A 20,782-nucleotide genomic window follows, 5' to 3' on the forward strand; every position below is an offset into this window, starting at 1 on the left:
ACAGAACCCTGATCCGGGAAAATCTTTCAAGGTCATGGATCAAAAGAGGAGACAACTAACCTCGGGCAGGCGTTGGGTCAGGCTCATTAGATCATTATCGTCCTTCCACAGTTCAATGATTCTCGCACTGCAATCACTACTGATGGTCACCACATATCGGTCATCGGGACTGAAGTCGGCTGAGAGGAATCCATTCTCGTGTCGGATGGTGGCTTTTTCCAGCCACGCCCCTTCGGTCTGCAAACCAAAAACTTTCGCCGTACCATCTGCACTGGCGGTCACCACAAGACGACCATCGGCACTGAAGGTGGCTGAGAGGATTTTGTCCTTATGGGTAATGCTGGCTTGTTTTCGCCATGATCCATCGGCCTGCAGGCCACTGATTTTTGCCGTGTTATCTTTACTGATAGTCACCACATGAAGGCAATCGGCACTGAAGGTGGCTGATAAGACTTCGTACTTGTGGGTAATGCAGGCTTTTTCTTGCCATGATGAGTCGGCTCTTCGGCTATAGATTTTCGCCTTGTAATCCCAACTGGCGGTCACCACATGGCAGCTATCGGCGCTGAAGGTGGCTGTGGCGAGTATATAATCATGGGAAATCGTGGCCGCTTTTTTCCATGATCCATCGGCCTGCAGGTTAAAGATACTTGCCTTGTAACCTGAATCTTTGGTTAACAGGTGACAGTTATCGGCGCTGATATCGGCAATTTCGATATGGGTGCCTTGAAGGGTGGCTTTCTCCACCCATTTTCCAGCGGCCCCCTTGCCATAGGTTGTAACAACGAAATGTGTATCGTGGATCGCCAGAAGACTCTCATCGACGCTGAACCTGGCCGATTCGATCGGACTGGTATGGTCAATGGTGTGCTCTAATTCCCATGATCCATTGTCTCCCTGGCCAAAGATTTTCACCGTGTGATCTGTACCGACAGTCACTAAACGGCGACCATCGGCAGTGAAGGTGACTGAATTGACAGTGGGAACATAGGGAAGGGTGGCTTTTGCTTCCCAGGATCCATTGTCCGCCTGACTGTAGACAATGAATGTCTTATCATAACCGATGGCTAACACATGACGGCCATCAGAGCTAAAGCTGGCCGTCATGACTGAACCATCATGGGTAATAGTGTTTTTTTCTTCCCAGGTACCACCATTCTCCTGGCCATAGATTTTCAACTTATGATCCACACTGGCGGTCACCACACGGCGGCTGTCGATGCTGAAGGTGGCTGTGGTGACATAAGAAGCGTGGGTAATTTCGGCTTTTTCTGCCAGTTTGAATTTTTTACATTGAGACATCAGTTTACTGTTGGTGAAAAGGAGCTGAACAGGAAAGTAAGTACTTTCTCGTTGTTTGAAAAGTGACTCAACAATGTCCTTATCCGCAAACGGCGCCAACCAGTCACGGAGTTGTTGCTCATCTTTTCTCGTTATCGTGGCCTTTAGTTGATATTGGTGTTGAGAAGGAAACCGGCGATACCATGCTCTTTCCAGTGCTTTATCGTTTTCAACAAGATCGCGAAGCTGCCTGCATACCTTTGCTAAACGGGTAATTTCGCGAAGACCCAAACAGCGAATAATCATTGATTTTGTTTCGCAGGGTAAACAGAGGAATGGCGATTGATTTTGGTGATATACATTAACTTCTCTGCCTGCACAGACACCCGTTTCCGCTTCCTCCAGTCGAGGTCGCTTGGGTGCTGGCGGGAGTGAATCGCCATTGCCGGAATTGTTGTTCAAAGGGTTCATGTCTGGCTCCTCCTGAGTTCAAAAGTCAGTGCTTACCCTGGCCTGGAAAAGACATCTAGGAGCCTGACCGAGAATAGACTGCCCTACTGCGGCGGCAGCAAATTGGTCTGAAAATCCGCTTTTGTTCGTCAAATAGCTCGCTATTCTCCTTACAAAACCGAATTTTCATCCTCAATTTTCTGCCGTCCTCGCGACGGGCGCTATTCTCGGTCAGGCTCCTAGAAATCGATTTGATCCATTAGAGTCGGTTTTGTAACGGAAGTTCAAAATATTGAGGTCAGTGGAAATAAGAAAAAGAAGCGCCGCGATCCGGGAAAATGACAGAAAGAAACTTTTCATTGGGAGCCCAGTGTAAAAATTGCGATCGGTTCTCAGCAAAAATATGCTCATTCGATCATCAATCATTCTTCCATAGCTCAGTGATTTTCGCTGCGTTCTCGGTGACGGTTACCACATGTCGGCTATCGGCACTGAAAGTGGCCCAGCCAACTGCATCTGCATCCTCGTGTTGGATGGCGGCTTTTTCCAGCCATGACCCGTCGGCCTCCTGGCCACAAATTTTCGCTGTGCGATCCAAACTGGCGGTTACCATATGACAACCATCGGCACTGAAGGTGGCTGAGACGATCATGTCACCATGATGAATCGCAGTTATTTCTTTCCATGATCCATCGGCCTGCAGGCCACTGATTTTTGCCGTGTTGTCACCACCGGCGGTCACCACATGGAGGCAATCGCTGCTGAAGTTGGCTGAGCTGACCTCCCTGGTGTGGGAAATGCAGGCTTTTTCTTGCCATGATGCAGCGGCCTTCTGGCTATAGATTTTCGCCTTGCCATCCCAACTGGCGGTCACCACATGACGGCAATCGGCGCTGAAGTTGGCTGAGCAGATCACGTCGCCATGATGGATCGCAGTTATTTCTTTCCAAGATCCATCGGCCTGCAGGCCACAGATTCTCGCCGTGCAATCAAAACTGGCGGTTACCAGATGGCAGCTATCGGCGCTGAAGTCGGCTGAGGAGATTGCTTTCTCGTGTCGGATGGTGGCTTTTTCTACCCATGATCCAGCGACCCCCTGAGTGTAGATTTTTACAGCATAACCTTCATCCCAGATCACCAGATTATGGCCATTGGCGCTGAGCTTGGCCGAACAGACCGCACTACTATGGTCAATAATGCCCTCCGGTTGCCATGATCCATCGCCCCCCTGACCAAAGATTTTCACCGTATGATCCAGACTGGCAGTCACCACACGGCGACTATCAGCACTGAAGCTGGCTGAACTGACATGATCAATATGGTGAATAATGGCTTTTTCTTCCCATGATCCATCATCCTTCAGACCACAGATTTTCGCTGTGCCATCGTGACAGGCAGTGACCAGATAACGGCCATCGGGGCTAAAGCTGGCTGACAAGACCAGACGATTATGGCTGATAGTGGCTTTTTCTTCCCATGATCCATTGGCCTCCCGGCGGTAGATTTTTGCTGTCTTATCATAACTGGCGGTTGCCAGGAAGTGGCCATCGGGACTGAAAGTGGCTTCGGAGACAGGACCATTATGAGTAATCCTGATTTTTTCCACTAACCTGAATTTTTTACATAGAGACATCAATTTACTGTTGGTGAAAAGTAACTCAACAGGGAAATGAATATTCTTTCGGTTTTCAATGAGTGACTCGACAGTGCCCTTATTAGCAAAAGGCGCTAACCAATCCCGGAGCTGTTGCTCGTCTTTTGTCTTAATTGCGGCCTTTAGCTGATATAGGTGTGGTGAAGGAAACCGGCGATCCCATGCTCTTTCCAGTGCTTTATCGTTTTCAACAAGATCGCGAAGCTGCCTGCATACCTTTGCTAAACGGGTAATTTCGCGAAGACCCAAACAGCGAATAATCATTGATTTTGTTTCGCAGGGTAAACAGAGCAATGGCGATTGATTTTGGTGATATACATTAACGTCTCTGCCTGCACAGACAACCGTTGCCGCTTCCTCCAGTCGAGGTCGCTTGGGTGCTGGCGGGAGTGAATCGTCATTGCTGGAATTGTTGTTCAGAGGGTTCACGCCTGACTCCTTCAAAACGCCAAAGTGAGTATGAAAAAAAAGACATCCAAAATGGATTCAACAGTTCAGACTCGGTTTTATGATGAAAGTTCACAATATTGAAGTCAGTGAAACCAGGAAAAAACAGAGCCCTGGTCCGTGAAATTTTTTTCAAGGTCATGGATCAAAAGAGGTGACAACTACCCTAAGGCTGAGGGTGGGTCAGACTCATTGGATCATCATCCTTCAGTAGTTCAGTGATTTTTGCCGTGTCAAGAGCAACCGTCACAACAAGTCGGCTATCGGCGCTGAAAGTGGCTGACTTGACTGGACTTTCGTGTTGAATGGTGGCTTTTTCCAGCCATGACCCGTCGGCCTCCTGGCCACATATTTTCGCTGTACCATCCAGGCTGGTGGTTACCATATGACAGCCATCGGAACTGAAGTTAGCTGAGGTGACGCTGTTCTGATGGATAATGATGATGGCCTCTTCTCGCCATGATCCATCAGCCTGAAGGGTAATGATTTTTACCGTGTTATCCTTGCTGCTGATCACCACATGGCGGCAATCGGCACTGAAGTTGGCTGAGGTGAGCGGCCTGGTATAGATAATGCTGGCTTTTTCTTGCCATGATGAATCGGCCCTCTTGCTATGGATTTTCGCCTTGCCGCTCCGACTGGCGGACACCAGATGGCAGCTATCGGCGCTGAAGGTGGCTGAGAAGAGCAAATGATTATTAGAAATCGTGGCTACTGTTTTCCATGATCCATCGGCCTGCAGGCCATTGATTTTTGCCGTTCTGTCATCACTGACGGTTACCACATGGAGGCTATCGGCGCTGAAGTTGGCGGATTTGATTTCGAAACTGTGCTGAATGCTGGCTTTTTCTACCCATGATCCAGCGGGCCCCTGAGCATAGATTTTTACAGAGCAATCTTTACTGCAGAGCGCCAGATGATGGCCATTGGAGCTGATTACGGACGAAGAGACCGAACTACCACGTTCAATAGTACTCTCTAATGCCCATGATCCATCATCCCCCTGACTAAAGATTTTCGTCCTATCAGCACTGGCAGTTACCACACGGCGGCCATCAGCACTGAAGGTGGCTGAATAGACCGGACCACTATGGGAAAGGATGACTTTCTGTTTCCATGATCCATCATCCTCCTGACCATATATTTTCGACTGGCCAACCCAATTGGCGGTCGCCAAATGACGACCATTGGGACTGAAGCTGGCTGAGTAGACGTTATCACTTTGGGAAATGATGCCTTTTAGCTCCCATGATCCATCGGTCTTCTGGCCGAAGATTTTCACTGTTTTATCCTCACCGACGATGACTAGATGGCGGCCATCGGCGCTGAAGGTGGCTGTGTTGAAATGGAAGGAATGGGTAATTTTGGCTTTTTCCGCTAACTTGAATTTTTTACATTCAGACATCAGTTTACTGTTGCTGAAAAGTAACTGAACAGGAAAATAAGAGCTCTTTCGTTGTTTTATGAGTGAATCGATAGTTTCTGAATTCGCAAACGTCTGCAACCAATCACGGAGCTGTTGCTCGTCTTTTGTCTTAATTGCGGCCTTTAGTTGATATAGGTGTGGTGAAGGAAACCGGCGATCCCACGCTCTTTCCAGAGCTCTGTTTTGTTTAACAAAATCGCGAAAATATCGGCATACCTTTGCTAAACGGATAATCTCTCGAAAACCCAGACAGCGAATAATCTTTAACTGTGTTAATTCGGGCAAAGCTAAAATCGGAGAGTTATTGTTGTGATATAAAGCAACGTCCCTACCTGCAATGACACCCGTTGGTGCTTCCTCAAGCTGAGGTTGCAAAGGTCTTGGCGAGAGTGATTCGTGTATATCTGAAGCGCTGTTGATAGGGTTCATCCCTGATTGCTCCGTAGCATCAAAGTCAGTCTTTATCCTCGCCTGGAAAGGATAGTTAAAATGGATTCGATCTGTTGGAGTCGGTTTTATACTGGAAGTTCAAAAAAGATTGAGGTCAGTGGAACTAATAGCAATCATTCGATCATCAATTCTTCTTCCGAAGTTCAGTGATCCTCACCGTGTCATCTTTACAGACGGTCATCACATTTCGGCTGTCGGGACTGAAACTGGCTGCGGTGAGTTCTGTCTCTTTTTGAATGACGGCTTTTTTCAGCCATGACCCGTTGGTCTCGAGACCATAAATTTTCACTACACCATCGACACTGGCGGTCAACACATGGCAAGCATCGGCACTGAAAGTGGCTGAGACGACCTCATCCTGATGGACAATGCGGGCTTTTAGAGCCCATGATCCATCGGCCTGCAGGCTGCTGATTTTCGCTATGGCATCACTGGTGGTCACCACATGCTGGCAATCGGCACTGAAGCTCGCTGAGGTGACCTTCTCAGAGTGTTCAATGCAGGCTTTTTCTTCCCATGATCCAGCATTCTGGCTATGGATTATTGCCATACCATTTTTACAGGCGGTCACCACATGGCGGCAGTCGGCGCTGAAGTTGGCTGATTCGATCAAATTATCATGTTCTATCCTGTCCATTTCTTTCCACAATCCATCAGCCTGCAGGTTATAGATTATTGCCGCGTGATTACGATTAGTGCTGAGGACCAGATGGCAGCTATCGGCGCTGAAGTCGGCCAGGAAGACAGGGGCCTTTAGTTGAATGGTAGATGTTACTTCCCACAATCCCGCAGCCAACTGGCCATGAATTTCTACAACGTGATCCAATGAACTAAGAATTATCATGTGACGGCCATCGGGGCTGAGCTTGGCCGAAGTGATCCAATTTCTATGAAAAGTGTCCTCTACTTCCCATGACCCATTGTCTCTCTGACCGATGATTTTCAACGTGTTATAGAAACTGTTGATCACCACACGGCGGCTATTAGCACTGAAGGTGGCTGAAATGATGGGACCCTTATGGGAAATACAGGCCTTTTCTTCCCAGGATCCATGGTCCTCCAGACCGTAGATTTTCGCTGTGCCATCGTGACAGGCAGTGACCAGATAGCGGCCATCGGGGCTGAAGCCAGCTGAATAGACCAAACGATCATGGGTAATGGTGGCTTTTTCTTGCCATGATCCATTGGCCTCCCAGCAGTAGATTTTTGCTGTGTGATCGCTACTGGCGGTTACCAGATGCAGGCCATCGGGGCTGAAACTGCCTTCATAGACTCTCTCACCATGGGTAATTTCGAGTGTTTCCACTAACTCAAATTCTCTGCACAGAGACATTAATTGACTGTTGGTGAAAAGTAACTGAACAGGGAAATGAATATTCTTTCGGTGTTCAATGAGCGACTCGATGGTGCCCTTATTAGCAAAAGGCGCCAACCAATCACGGAGCTGTTGCTCATCTTTTGTCTTAATGGCAGCCTTTAGTTGATAGAGATGTGGTGAAGGAAACCGGCGATTCCATGCTCTTCCCAAAGCGTTATTTTGTTTAACAAGATAGCGAAAATATCGGCATACTTTTGCTAAACGGGTAATCTCTCGTAAACCCAGACAGCGAATAATCTTTAACTGTGTTAATTCCGGCAAATCTAAAAGCGGAGAGTTATTGTGGTAATAAGGAGTAACCTCCCTACCTGAACAGACAACCGTTGCAGCTTCATTCAGTCGATTTCGCCTGGGTGTTGGCGGGAGTGGTTCCTGTATCCCGGAATGACTTTTAATTGGGTTCATCCCTGATTGCTCCTTAGTTCCAAAGTCAGTCTTTATCCTCCCCTGGAAAGGATATTTAAAATGGATTCAATCTGTTGGAGTCGGTTTTATAGTGGAAGTTCAAAAAACATTGAGGTCAGTGGAGCTAACTTAAGGAAGAGCCCTGATCCGGAAAAATAAAAGAAAGAAACTTTTTCATTAAAAGCTCAGAGTAAAAGTTGCAATAGGGTTTTTAATATAATGCTGTTCTTTTAATCGGTTCTCAGCAAAAAAGTACGCCCATTCGATCATCAATTCTTTCTCCGAAGTTCAGTGATTCTCACCTTGTTATCCAGGCTGACAGTCAACACATGTCGGCTATCGGTGCTGAAGGTGGCTGATTTGACAGAACGCTCGTGTCGAATGGTGGCTTTTTCTACCCATGAACCATCGGTCCACAGGCCATAAACTTTTGCCGTGTGATCTCTACTGGCGGTCACTACAAGGCAACCGTCGCTACTGAAGGTGGCTGAGAGGACCTCATGCTGGTGGACAATGCTGGCTTTTAGTGCCCATGATCCATCGGTCTGCAGGCTATTGATTTGCGCCGTGGCATCGTCACTGTTGTTTACCACATGCTGGCAATCGGCACTGAAGCTTGCCGAACTCACCTCCCCGGAGTGGACAATGCAGGCTTTTTGTTTCCATGATCCAGCACTCTGGCTATAGATCTTCGCCGTATTATCCTTACTGGCGGTCACCAGGTGGAGGCAGTCGGCGCTGAAGTTGGCTGATGGGATCACAGCATCATGTTTAATCCTGCCCATTTCTTTCCATGTTCCATCAGCCTGCAGGTCATAGATTATCGCTGCGGGAGCAAATGTGCTGATGACCAGATGGCAGCTATCGGCGCTGAATTTGGCCCAGTCGATTCCATCCTCTAGCTGAATGGAGGATGTTACTGCCCATAATCCAGCGGCCAACTGACTCTGGATTTCTATAACGCGATCCTTGGGAGTATGAATGATCAGGTGACGGCCATCGGGGCTGAGCTCGGCCGAATGGATCCAACTTTTTTGAAAAGTGTCCTCCAATTCCCATGATCCATTGCCCCCCCGACCTGTAATTTTCACCAAAGCATCATGACCATAACTGACAGTCATCACACGGCGGCCATCAGCACAGAAGGTGGCTGAAGTGATGTATCTCTCGTGGGAAATGCGGGCTTTTTCTACCCATGATCCATCGTCCTCCAGACCATAGATTTTCACTGTGCCACGATGAGCGGCGATTATCAGATAGCGGCCATCGGGGCTGAAGGTGGCTGATATCAACCAATATTGATGGGTAATAACGGCTTTTTCTTCCCATGAGCCATTGGGCTCACGGCTGTAGATTTTCGCTGTTGTATCGCGACTGGCGGTTGCCAGATGTTGGCCATCGGGGCTTAAAGTGGCTTGGTAGACACGACCTCTATGGGTAATTTCGAGTTTTTCCACTAACTCAAATTCTTTACATAGCGACATCAGTTTGCTGTTGGTGAAAAGGAGCTGAACAGAAAAATGAATGTTCTTTCCTTGTTCCATGAGCAACCCGATAGTGCCCTTATCAGCAAACGGCTCCAACCAATCACGGAGTTGTTGCTGATCTTTTGTCTCAATGGTGGACCTTAGTTGATATTGCTGTGGTGAAGGAAAACGACGATACCAGGCTCTTTCCAGAGCTTTATCTTGTTTAACAAGATTGCGAAAATATCGGCATACCTTTGCTAAACGGGTAATCTCTCGTAAACCCAGACAGCGAATAATCTTTAACTGTATTAATTCCGGCAAATCTAAAAACGGAGAGTTATTGTGGTAATAAGGGGTAACGTCCCTACCTGTATAGACAACCGTTGCAGCTTCCTCCAGTCGATTTCGCTTGGGTGCTGGCGAAAGTGGTTCCTGTATCCCGGAATGGCTGTTAATTGGGTTCATCCCTGATTGCTCCGTAGTTCCAAAGTCAGTCTTTATCCTCGCCTGGAAAGGATATTTAAAATGGATTCAATCTGTTGGAGTCGGTTTTATAGTGGAAGTTCAAAAAAGATTGAGGTCAGTGGAGCTAATACCAATCATTCGATCATCAATTCTTCTTGCGAAGTTCAGTGATCCTCACCGCGTCAACTTTACAGACGGTCATCACATTTCGGCTGTCGTGACTGAAGCTGGCTTTGGTGAATCGTATTCTGTCGCCAACGGCTGTTTTTTGCAGCCATGATCCATCGGCCTGCTGGCCAAGAATTCTCACCATACCATCGTCACTGGTGGTCACCAGATGGCAAGCGTCGGGACTGAAGGCGGCTGAGAGGATCTTGTTCTGATGGACGATGTTGGCTTTAGGTTGCCATGAGCCATCGGTTTGCAGGCTATGGATTTTCGCTGTGGCATCAGCACCGATAGTCAACAAATGCTGGCAATCGGCACTGAAGCTTGCCGACTTGACCTTCCCATGGTGGACTATGCAGGCTTTTTGTGCCCATGATCCAGCATTCTGGCTAAAGATTTTCGCCGTACCATCATCACTGGCGGTCATCAAATGGAGGCTGTCGGGACTGAAGTTGGCTGATTTGATCCACTGATCATGTTCAATCGAACCCATTTTTTTCCATGATCCATCAGCCTGCAGGTCAAAGATTATCGCCGTGTGAGCATTAGTTATGATGATCAGATGGCAGCTATCGGCACTGAAGTTGCCCTTGCGGATATTAAACCTGGATTTAATGGTGGATGTTACTACCCAGGATCCGGCAGCTGACTGGCCATAGATTTCTACAGCATCATGAGAAGTGCTGTAAATTGCCAGGTGACGGCCGTCAGCGCTGAGCTTGGCCGATTTGATGAAACTTGCATGGATAGTGTCCTCCACTTCCCATAATCCATTGTCCCTGCGACGGATAATTTTCGCCGAATCACTTCTGCCGACGGTCACCACACAGAGGCTATCAGCACTGAAGGTGGCAGAAGCGATCGAATACTCGTGGGAAATGCAGGCTTTTTCTTCCCATGATCCATTGTCTTCCAGACCGCAGATTTTTGCCTTGCCATCCCAACTGCCTGTGACCAGATAGCGGCCATCGGGGCTAAAAATGACTGAAGAAACAGGATGATTATGGGTAATGGTGGCTTTTTTTTGCCATGATCCATTGGTCTCCCGGTAGTAGATTTTCGCTGTTTTATCGCGACTGGCGGTTGCCAGATGTTGGCCATCGAGACTGAAAGTGGCATGGTAGATAAGATCATCACGGGTGATTTTGAGTTTTTCCACTAACTCAAATTCTTTACTTTGAGACATCAGTTTACTGTTGTTGAAAATTAACTGAACAGGAAAATAAATACTCTTTCGTTGTTCAATCAGCGACTTGACAGTGCCCTTATTAGCAAATGTCTGCAACCAATCACGGAGTTGTTGCTCATCTTTTGTCGTGAGGGTGGTTTTTAGGTGCTGAAAATGCGTTGAAGGAAACCGACGATACCAGGCTCGTTCCAGAGCTTTATGGGTAAAATTAAGAGCTATTTCTGTTTTCAGGAACCCGTGTTGGATGTCCGCTTGTTGCAGCAGGCAAACAACGCCAGCAATGCTCTGGTGCTCACATCCGATGAGTTGACAAAAATTGCCTAGGAATTTTTGAGCACTGTGAATTTGGATTCGCTGTGTGACTTATTGGAGACGAGATTATTATTGCGGCATCGATGACCATCCGCCGACGGGAAGATTACGATTAACCCGATGTGCGTGATGCAAGCAGGATAATCGAAAATCGTCGTCACGCTGAATATACGTATTGGGGGTCATAAAAAAGTGTAAAGATAAATCGGCATTTTGCTCGTTTTCAGCGACTGTATTCATAATGGCTGTGAGTGCATTCATTAAATGATGTTGATTGATAGGCTGTGGCAGGGTTCCCAATAACAGATGCATATCCGTAGACTCTTTCTGCTCGTATGGACACGTAGTGAGGGCTGCTGGAATAATAGCGGCAAGCATTACCGGTGAGGCTGTGGCAGCGGCAGCCTGATTGCCCTCATCTGTCGCCGTTTGAGTAACGATCAGCTGTATCATATTCCCGTCCCGAATAGCCTGAAAAACAGGAGTAAGATTCATCGTCATTGCAGAGTTGTGAAACTCAGCAGTGAGCAGGTGATGCATTCCCATAGCTGACAGGTCCGCCCATTGAGACAGGTCTACTGTCTCGGCTCTTTGACGAGTCAAAGCTACTGCCCTTTCATGAATTGGATTCTTTATTATTATTGCCGGTTCAGCTCCTGCATCGAGTACTGCTAAATGCAATTTTTGCAAAAAATGCAACTGCTTTTGCTTTCGCTTTACCATCTTCCGTAGCTTTTGCAGACGATCTTCCTCCTGGAACTCAAATCCCAGCGGATAAGCCAAACCCATGAGACGGGCATTTTCTACCAGTTCACGAGCAATGATCACAGCCAATGCCCAGGCAGCTGCATCGCCATCTCCCCGCTCAATAGTATCAATAAACGAGCTTCTGAATTGATATCGACTAATCCACTTATCATTTTCATTCTTGACCATCGACAAGACCCTATAGTTGAGCGGATAAGCATCGGGAAAAGGCGTCACAGAGTTGGTTGCTCCGGCAGACTTCCCGGAATCGCAGGTTCGGCAGAACGTTTGCCCGTCCTTACCGGGCTCATTCTCTTTACCGCAATGCTTGCAGGGGGTAGCCAGCACTTGCACGCTGAATAACAAAACAGATACAAAGACCCATCTCAATGGATGAATTAAATAACGATGCATATCTCAATTCGCCATTAATAAGAAAAACGAATACGAGCGTAGACAAAAATGTTGCACTGCCAGCATTTTGTCTAACAAGATCGTGAAAATATCGGCATACCTTTGCTAAACGGGTAATCTCTCGAAAACCCAAATAGCGAATAATCAACGATTTTGTTTCGTAGGGTAAACGGAGGAATGGCGATTGGTTATAGACATTGACGTCCATGCTTGCACAGACGCCCGTTGCGCCTTCCTCCAGTTGAGCTCCCCTGGGTGGTGGCGGGAGTGAACCCTCATTGTTGTAATTGTTGTTCAGAGGGTTCACGCCTGACTCATTCAAAACCCCAAAGTTAGCAAAATCGCCGTAAACCCTCGCCTGACAGGGCTGGGAGTGTCACAGCGAAATCTTTACCGCAGAGCGCCAATAGATCAAAGAGCTGATTTCACGAATTTGGAAAGAAAATTTCGGGGCCGATCCGTTAAAATCTGATCAAAACAACCAGGTAGAGGTCTCCTGCTTGAATGCTTAATGCCACCAAGTGAAATCATGTCCATGAGAATAATACCTGAGTAATTGCATTCCAACGAGACTGTGTGCTTCTCTGTAATATGGGTCTGGATTAGCACATTTACCATCTGGCTTTTCATGGAGGTCTATAATGCTGACTCTCTTTGAAGCGCCCCTATAAAAAACGTCTTTAGAATGATCTGCTACAAAAAAACAACTATTATCACCTTTCCAGGAAACTCCTTTGTCAATGCGTAATAGATAATTGAATTTAGATGAAATATGTGCAATCTGGTTTGATAGATGTTTGAAATTAGATTCTGCTTCACCACTTAAAATATAGTCAAATAGATTTTTCGCTTTGTCTGAAGACCATGTTATTGTTCTACCTGTATTATGGTAAGGAAAGTCAGAGAAAAACGACCTGTGTCTGGTTAAAATCGATTTATCATCATCAAATAATTTATCTGCATCGCAATCTTTTATACCGTAGAGTGGCAGGGTCTCTGACAATGTTGGTTGAGTAAACATGCCATGGCTAGCTATTATATAGGGTGGTTTCGATAGCCATTGATTATCAATGTCTGAATAAAACAAAAAATTGGTTCCGAGTTTTTCAAAACGATTAGCCAGATTAATTTTGTTTTCAGATTTAGCCTTATCTATACAAAAGTTTATAGTCTTGGTAATGTGTTGAGATACAACAATTCTGATGCAATCCATAAACATGAAACCCATATATGCAGTATGCCAATCTAATTCCTTGGGAAATTTTAGCTGCAGGTCTGTTTCAAGAGAGATACATAAGATATTATCATGATCTTTGAAACTGGCTTTCATCTCATTGATTTGGGATTTTTTAAGCGCCTTGTCAGAAAATACTATAAACAGTGGGATATCATTTTTACTGAGTTCGGTTCCTTCTTTCAATATTCTTTGGACATAATTCAATCCGTTAAATCTTTCAGGATTATTTTTGCCATCAAATATGGTGGTGCCATGCAGCGCTGCCCATGTATGAAATACTGGACATGGAGGACATACCTTCAAATCCATAGCAGTAGCTTTCTCTAATGTATCTATGCCTGAAAACTTTAAACTATCAGCGATATTTCTCCAGGATAATTCATCAATTGAATCAAAATAAGTTCGGTCGAGAGTGAAGACGATGTTTTTCGCAAGGTGGAGGTAGAAATCATCATTGTCTTTTTCCTTCATAACCGGAGAAATGCATCTTGATGAAAGATCCTTAGTCCCAAAATAATTTCCTGTGTGTTCTACTGCGCAAGGAAGATACTTTATATCATCCTTTTTTACAGATGGACTCTCTTGCTCCATTTTGGACTGCGTTAGAGTATGTGCCCCTGACGGTACAATTGGTTTTACTACTTGATACATGTCCTTTTCCCTCTTCCCTTTTCCCTTATTAGGCTGTTAAGAATCTAAAATGCTCACATTAGCAAAACATAGCCCTAAAGATCTTTTTAGTACCAAATAATTGCTAACAAATGTGTAATAATGGCTAACAAAAAATTTCCGAGAAATGTACGCAGGGCGTATTTGTGTGAAGAACAGATTGCTTGAGCTCGCGTTCGAGTTTCCTGATGGTTTGCTTGTCTTTTTTCTGCTCAACCGTCAAGGCCTTACGCTGTTCCGATGGACTAACCGTATGCGTCCAGGCAGGGTGCAGACTCCCCTACTTGTCGAGATCGGCTTTTAATGGATTGGCCCCGAATTTCTCTTTCCAGAGTCGCGGTATCAATTCCCTGATATCACGGGCCGGGTGGAAGCTGATACGCTGTAGAACATCAACCAGATATTTGTAAGGATCCATGCCTGGCAGCAGGCAGCTGGTGATTGATGATGGTCATTGGAGCTGATTACGTTCGAAGAGACCCTACTACCACGTTCAATATCAATAGTACTTTCTAATGCCCATGATCCATCGTCCCCCCGACTAAGGATTTTCGTCCTATAATTACTGGCAGTCAACACACCGAGGCCATCGACGCTGAAGGTGGCTGTGCTTAAATTGAAGGGATGAGTGATTTTGGCTTTTTCCGCTAACTTGAATCTTTTACATTCAGACATCAGTTTACTGTTGCTGAAAAGTAACTGAACAAGAAAATAAGAACTCTTTCTTTGTTTTAATTTTAAAATGAGTTAATTCGGGCAAATTCAGGAATGGAGCGTTATTGTTGCAATAAGGAGAAACTTCCCTATCTGCACTGACACCTGTTGGTACTTCCTCCAGTTGGGGTTGCACAGGTGTTGGCAAGACTGGTTCGCGTATGCTGGAATTGCTCTTGATAGGGTTCATCCTTGACTGCTCTCCTTAGCTGTAAAGTCAGTATTTATCCTCACTTGGAAAGGATATTTAAAATGGATTCAGTCAGTTGGACTCGGTTTTATGATGAAAGTTCATAATATTGAGGTCGGTGAAACCAGGAAAAAACAGAACCTTGATTCAGGAAAATGATGGAAAGAAACCTCTTCACTAAGAGTCCACTGCAAAAATACGCTCATTCGATCATCAATCTTTCTTCCGAAGTTCAGTGATTCTCACCTTGTTATCTACGCTGACAGTCAACACATGTCGGCTATCGGCGCTGAAGGTGGCTGATCGGTCACAACGCTCGTGTCGTATGGTGGCTTTTTCTACCCATGAACCATCGGTCCACAGGCCATAAACTTTCGCCGTTTTATCGCTACTGGCGGTCACTACAAGGCAACCATCGGCACTAAAGTTGGCTGACCAGACGTAATCTTTATGGACAATAGTGGTTTGTTTTTCCCATGATCCGTCAGCCTTCCGGCCATAGATTCTTGCCTTTTTATTCTCGTTGGTGGTCAGCAAACGGAGGCCATCGGCACTGAAGTCGGCTGAGATGATGTCGCTTTTGTGAGAAAGGATGGCTTCTTCTACCCATGATCCGGGGAGCTCAAGGCCATAGATTTTCATCGTTTTATTTATAGAGATGGTCAGCAGGCGGCGGCCATTGGCGCTGAATCTGGTTGAGAAGACACCCGTATTAAAAATCGCGACTGTTTCTTTCCATGAACCATCGTCCTGTAGGTCAAATATTTTAAGCTTCCTAAGGACACCCCTGGTTTCCAGATGGCGGCCATCGTCACTGAAAACAGCTGATTCGACAGGAACATCATGGGGTATGGTGGTATTTATTTCCCATGACCCATTGGCTTCCTGACCATAGATTTCCACAGTATTGTCTTTACCACCGATCATTACATAACGGTAATTGGGACTGAATCTGGGCAAAATGCCCTTACCGTTATGAATCATGGTGGCTTCTGCTTTCCACGATCCATTATCCTTCTGACCATAGATTGTGACAATGCCAGATGCCCTGAGGATCGATAAATGACGTCCGTCGTCGCTTAACTGGGCAAAACTGATCGAACCATTATGGTAATTAGTGTATTTTTCTTGCCATGACCCATCAGTCTCCAGGCCATAGATTCTCAGCGTTTTATCGGTGCTGGCGGTCAACATTTGGCGCCCATCAGCAGTGAATCTAGCAAAGAGGACCCGACCATTATCGGAAATGGTGGCTTTTGGTTTCCATGATCCATTGTCCTCCCTGCTATAGATTTCCCCCTTGGCGCGACTGGCGAGCACCAGATTGCGGCTATCGGGGCTGAATGTGGCGATGTAGAACAAACCATTATGGGAAATGATGCCTTTTGGTTTCCATGAGCCATCGTCCTCCTTACCGTAGATTTTCGCTGTTTTATCCTCACTGGCAGTTACCAGATGTTGGCCATCGGAGCTGAAAGTGGCATGGTAGATATTATCACTATGGGTAATTTCGAGTTTTTCCACTAACTCAAATTCTCTACATAGAGACATCAGTTTACTGTTGGTGAAAAGTAACTGAACAGGAAAATAAGTATTCTTTCGTTGTTCAATGAGGGGCTCGATAGTGCCCGTATTAGCAAACGGCTCCAACCAATCACGGAGTTGTTGCTCATCTTTTGTCTTAAGGGTGGTTCTTAGTTGATGCAGGTGCGCCGAAGGAAAACGACGATACCAGGCTCTTTCCAGAGCTTTATCTTGTTTAACAAGATCGCGAAAATATCGGCATACCTTTGCGAAACGGGTAACCTCTCGTAAACCCAAACAACGAATAATTTTAAATTGTATTAATGTCGGCAAATCGAAGAATGGCGAGTTATTGTTGTGACATAGAGTAACTTCCCTACCTGCACTGACACCCGTTGGTGCTTTCTTCAGTTGTGGTTGTTCAGATGTTGGCAAGAGTGATCCGCCAGTACTCGAACTGCTTTTAACAGGGTTCATGCCCGATTCCTTAATAGCTCCAAAGTCAGTATTTGTGCTCAGTTAAAAAGGTCATTTAAAATGGATTCGATCCGTTGGATTTGGTTTTACAATGGAAGTTCAAAACATTGTGGTCAGTTGAACTAAGTAAAAATAAGCTCATCCGATCATCAATCCTTCTTCCATAGTTCAGTGATTCTCAGCGAGTATTCGTGACCGATGGCCGCCACATTTCGGCTATCGGCGCTGAAGCAGGCTGCCCTGAATCGTATACTGTTATGAACGGCAGTTTTTTGCAGCCATGATCCATCGGCCTGCTGGCCAAGAATTCTCACCGTACCATCGTCACTGTACGTCACCAGATGACAAGCGTCGGGACTGAAGGCAGCTGAGAGGATCTTATCCTGATGGACAATGTTGGCTTTTGGTTGCCATGAGCCATCGGTTTGCAGGCTATGGATTTTTGCTATGGCATCAGCACCGATGGTCAAGACATGCTGGCAGTCGGCACTGAAGCTTGCCGATTTGACCCTCCCATGGTGGACAATGCAGGCTTTTTGTTCCCATGATCCAGCATTCTGGCTATAGATTTTCGCCGTACCATCATCACTGGCGGTCGCCAAATGAAGGCTGTCGGGGCTGAAGTTAGCTGATTTGATCGAGTGATCATGTTCAATGGAACCCATTTCTTTCCATGATCCATCAGCCTGCAGGTCAAAGATTATCGCCTTGTAAGCGTAAGTTGTGAGGACCAGATGGCAGCTATCGGCACTCAAGTTGCCCGTGCGGATATTAAACCTGGATTTAATAGTGGATGTTACTACCCATGATCCGGCGGCTGACTGGCCATAGATTTCTACAACATTATCCAGAAAACCGAAAACTACCAGGTGATGGCCATCGGAGCTGAGCTTGGCCGAATAGACCTGTTCGTTATGAAGAATAGTGTCCTCTACCTGCCATGATCCATTGTTTTCCCGGTGGATGATTTTCACCGAATCATTTAAACTGACGGTCACCACACGGCGGCCATCGGCACTGAATTTGGCTGAACAAAGCATCTCCCCGTGGGAAATGCAGGCTTTTTCTTCCCATGATCCATCGTCTTCCAGACCATAGATTTTTGCCTTGCCATCCCAACTGGCTGTGACCAGATAGCGGCCATCGGGGCTAAAAACGACTGATTTAACAGGACGACTATGGGTAATGGTGGCCTTTTTTTGCCATGATCCATTGGTCTCCAGGGCGTAGATTTTCGCTGATTTATCATAACTGGCAGTTGCCAGATGTTGGCCATCGAGACTTAAACTGGCACAGTAGATAGTATTATCATGTCTGACTACGGCTTTTTCCACTAACTCAAATTCTTTACTTTGAGACATCAGTTTACTGTTGGTGAAAAGTAACTGGACAGGAAAATAAATATTCTTGCGTCTTTCAATGAGCGACTCGACAGTGCCCGTATTAGCCATTGGCTTAAACCAATCACGGAGTTGTTGCTCATCTTTTGTCTTAATACTGGTTTTTAGCTGATACAGGTAGGGTGAAGGAAACCGACGATTCCATGCTCTTCCCAAAGCGTTAGTTTCATTAACAAAATCGCGAAAATATCGGCATACCTCTGCTAAACGAGTAATATCGCGAAAACCCAAACAGCGAATAATCTTTAATTGTGTTAATTCGGGTAAATGTAAAAACGGTGAGTTATTGTTGTGATATAGAGTAACGTCCCTACCTGCACTGACACCCGTTGGCGCCTCCTCCGGTTGAGATTGCTCAGGTGCTGGCGAGAGTGGTTTGTGTATGCCGGAATCGCTGTAGGTAGGGTTCATCCCTGATTGCTCCGTAACTTCAAAGTTAGTATTTATGCTCACTTAGAAAGGATATTTAAAATGGATTCGATCGCTTAGACTCGGTTTTACAATGGAAGTTCAAAACATTGCGATCAGTTGAACTAAGCAAAAATATGCTCTTACGATCATCAATCCTTCTTCCATAGTTCAGTGATTCTCAGCAAGTCGAGACTGATGGCCGCCACATTCCGACTATCGGCGCTGAAGCAAGCTGCCCTGAATCGTATACTGTTCCGAATGGCGGCTTTTTGCAGCCATGATCCATTGGCCTCGTGGCCAAGAATTCTCACCATACCATCGTTACTGTACGTCACCAGATGACAAGCGTCGGGACTGAAGGCAGCTGAGAGGATCTCATCCTGATGGACAATGTTTGCTTTTGGTTGCCATGAGCCATCGGTTTGCAGGCTATGGATTTTTGCTGTGGCATCAGCACCGATGGTCAAGACATGCTGGCAGTCGGCACTGAAGCATGCCGATTCGACCACCCCATGGTGGACAATGCAGGCTTTTTGTTCCCATGATCCAGCATTCTGGCTATAGATTTTCGCCGTACCATCCTGACTGGTGGTCATCAAATGGAGGCTGTCGGGGCTGAATTTGGCAGATGTGATCAACTTATCATGTTCAATCGAACCCATTTTTTTCCATGATCCATCAGCCTGCAGCTCAAAGATTATCGCCGTGTAAGAGTAAGTTATGATGGCCAGATGGCAGCTATCGGCACTCAAGTTGCCCGAGCGGATATAAAACCTGAGATTAATAGTGGATGTTACTACCCATGATCCGGCGGCTGACTGGCCATAGACTTCTACAGCAGCACCCGTCGCAGAACCGAAAACTACCAGGTGACGGCCATTGGAGCTGAGCTTGGCCGAATAGACCCGTTCGATATGAATAGTGTCCTCTACCTGCCATGATCCATTGTCTTCCCGGTGGATGATTTTCACCGAATCTCTTAAACTGACGGTCACCACACGGCGGCCATCGGCACTGAATTTGGCTGAATTGAGCATATTCTCGTGGAAAATGCAGGCTTTTTCTTCCCATGATCCATCGTCTTCCAGACCGTAGATTTTTGCCTTGCCATCCCAACCGGCTGTGACCAGATAGCGGCCATCGGGGCTAAAAACGACTGATCCAACAGGATTATTATGGGTAATGGTGGCCTTTTTTTGCCATGATCCATTGGTCTGCAGGGCGTAGATTTTCGCTGATTGATCACGACTGGCGGTTGCCAGATGCTGGCCATCGGGACTGAAAGTGGCACAGTAGATAGTATTATCATGTCTGACTACGGCTTTTTCCACTAACTCAAATTCTTTACTTTGAGACATCAGTTTACTGTTGGTGAAAAGTAACTGGACAGGAAAATAAATATTCTTGCGTCGTTCAATGAGCGACTCGACAGTGCCCGTATTAGCCATTGGCTTAAACCAATCACGGAGTTGTTGCCCATCTTTTGTCTTAATAGTGGTTTTTAGCTGATACAGGTAGGGTGAAGGAAACCGGCGATTCCATGCTCTTCCCAAAGCGTTATTTTCTTGAACAAGATCGTGAAAATATCGGCATACCTCTGCTAAACGGGTAATATCGCGAAAACCCAAACAGCGAATAATTTTTAATTGTGTTAATTCGGGTAAATGTAAAAACGGTGAGTTATTGTTGTGATATAGAGTAACGTCCCTACCTGCACTGACACCCGTTGGTGCCTCCTCCGATTGAGATTGCTCAGGTGCTGGCGAGAGTGGTTTGTGTATGCCGGAATCGCTGTAGGTAGGGTTCATCCCTGATTGCTCCATAACTTCAAAGTTAGTATTTATCCCCGCTTGGGGAGGGCATTTAAAATGGATCAGATCTGTTGGACTCGGCTTTATGGTGGAA

The 20,782-nt window shown here is 46.1% G+C and carries 14 protein-coding genes and 1 pseudogene; 1 reads left to right on the forward strand and 14 read right to left on the reverse strand.

The genetic code is table 11. The features are described 5' to 3' along the window. Nucleotides 1-39: 39 nt before the first annotated feature. The 6 genes from P6910_RS01120 to P6910_RS01145 form a co-directional block, all read right to left on the reverse strand. On the reverse strand, nucleotides 40-1,752 hold the full coding sequence (locus P6910_RS01120; protein WP_317144449.1) for an F-box/WD40 repeat-containing protein: 1,713 nt from the start codon (nucleotides 1,750-1,752) through the stop codon (nucleotides 40-42). Nucleotides 1,753-2,149: 397 nt separating this feature from the next. Continuing rightward, nucleotides 2,150-3,814: an F-box/WD repeat-containing protein gene (locus tag P6910_RS01125; protein WP_317144450.1), complete on the reverse strand. Its 1,665-nt coding sequence runs from the start codon at nucleotides 3,812-3,814 to the stop codon at nucleotides 2,150-2,152. 184 nt (nucleotides 3,815-3,998) lie between these two features. Beyond that, nucleotides 3,999-5,687, reverse strand: a complete 1,689-nt coding sequence (locus tag P6910_RS01130) for an F-box/WD40 repeat-containing protein (RefSeq protein ID WP_317144451.1) — start codon at nucleotides 5,685-5,687, stop codon at nucleotides 3,999-4,001. Nucleotides 5,688-5,832: 145 nt separating this feature from the next. Then, nucleotides 5,833-7,491, reverse strand: coding sequence for an F-box protein (locus P6910_RS01135; protein WP_317144452.1), 1,659 nt, complete (start codon nucleotides 7,489-7,491; stop codon nucleotides 5,833-5,835). A gap of 269 nt (nucleotides 7,492-7,760) precedes the next feature. Continuing rightward, nucleotides 7,761-9,425: an F-box/WD repeat-containing protein gene (locus P6910_RS01140; RefSeq protein ID WP_317144453.1), complete on the reverse strand. Its 1,665-nt coding sequence runs from the start codon at nucleotides 9,423-9,425 to the stop codon at nucleotides 7,761-7,763. A 145-nt stretch (nucleotides 9,426-9,570) separates the two neighbouring features. Next, nucleotides 9,571-10,779: a hypothetical protein gene (locus tag P6910_RS01145; protein ID WP_317144454.1), complete on the reverse strand. Its 1,209-nt coding sequence runs from the start codon at nucleotides 10,777-10,779 to the stop codon at nucleotides 9,571-9,573. 201 nt (nucleotides 10,780-10,980) lie between these two features. Between P6910_RS01145 and P6910_RS01150 the strand changes: the two genes are divergently transcribed. Continuing rightward, nucleotides 10,981-11,106 (forward strand): hypothetical protein, encoded by a 126-nt coding sequence (locus P6910_RS01150; protein ID WP_317144455.1) that lies wholly within the window; start codon nucleotides 10,981-10,983, stop codon nucleotides 11,104-11,106. Between the two features lie 57 nt (nucleotides 11,107-11,163). Here P6910_RS01150 and P6910_RS01155 read toward each other — a convergent pair whose 3' ends face one another. From P6910_RS01155 to P6910_RS01190, 8 genes and pseudogenes are all read right to left on the reverse strand, one after another. Beyond that, complete coding sequence (locus P6910_RS01155; RefSeq protein ID WP_317144456.1) at nucleotides 11,164-12,078, reverse strand: hypothetical protein; 915 nt, start codon at nucleotides 12,076-12,078, stop codon at nucleotides 11,164-11,166. A 79-nt stretch (nucleotides 12,079-12,157) separates the two neighbouring features. Next, the gene (locus P6910_RS01160; protein WP_317144457.1) at nucleotides 12,158-12,562 is read right to left on the reverse strand and encodes an F-box protein; all 405 of its coding nucleotides are present in this window, start codon (nucleotides 12,560-12,562) and stop codon (nucleotides 12,158-12,160) included. 201 nt (nucleotides 12,563-12,763) lie between these two features. Continuing rightward, entirely contained in the window at nucleotides 12,764-14,143 is a 1,380-nt protein-coding gene (locus P6910_RS01165; RefSeq protein ID WP_317144458.1) for a hypothetical protein, read from the reverse strand. 298 nt (nucleotides 14,144-14,441) lie between these two features. After that, a pseudogene (locus P6910_RS01170) lies at nucleotides 14,442-14,609 on the reverse strand (transposase domain-containing protein); the annotation flags it as partial. A gap of 231 nt (nucleotides 14,610-14,840) precedes the next feature. Then, a complete protein-coding gene (locus P6910_RS01175) occupies nucleotides 14,841-15,065 on the reverse strand; it encodes a hypothetical protein (protein ID WP_317144459.1) in 225 nt (74 codons plus the stop codon). A 213-nt stretch (nucleotides 15,066-15,278) separates the two neighbouring features. Further along, nucleotides 15,279-17,066 carry an F-box/WD repeat-containing protein gene (locus P6910_RS01180; RefSeq protein ID WP_317144460.1) on the reverse strand — a complete coding sequence of 596 codons (1,788 nt, stop codon included), beginning with the start codon at nucleotides 17,064-17,066 and terminating at the stop codon, nucleotides 15,279-15,281. A gap of 149 nt (nucleotides 17,067-17,215) precedes the next feature. Beyond that, a complete protein-coding gene (locus P6910_RS01185; RefSeq protein WP_317144461.1) occupies nucleotides 17,216-18,877 on the reverse strand; it encodes an F-box/WD repeat-containing protein in 1,662 nt (553 codons plus the stop codon). Between the two features lie 149 nt (nucleotides 18,878-19,026). Continuing rightward, the gene (locus P6910_RS01190) at nucleotides 19,027-20,685 is read right to left on the reverse strand and encodes an F-box/WD repeat-containing protein (RefSeq protein ID WP_317144462.1); all 1,659 of its coding nucleotides are present in this window, start codon (nucleotides 20,683-20,685) and stop codon (nucleotides 19,027-19,029) included. Between the last annotated feature and the right edge of the window lie 97 nt (nucleotides 20,686-20,782).

The sequence above is a fragment of the Endozoicomonas sp. 8E genome (assembly GCF_032883915.1).
In the GTDB taxonomy this organism is placed as follows: Bacteria; Pseudomonadota; Gammaproteobacteria; order Pseudomonadales; family Endozoicomonadaceae; genus Endozoicomonas_A.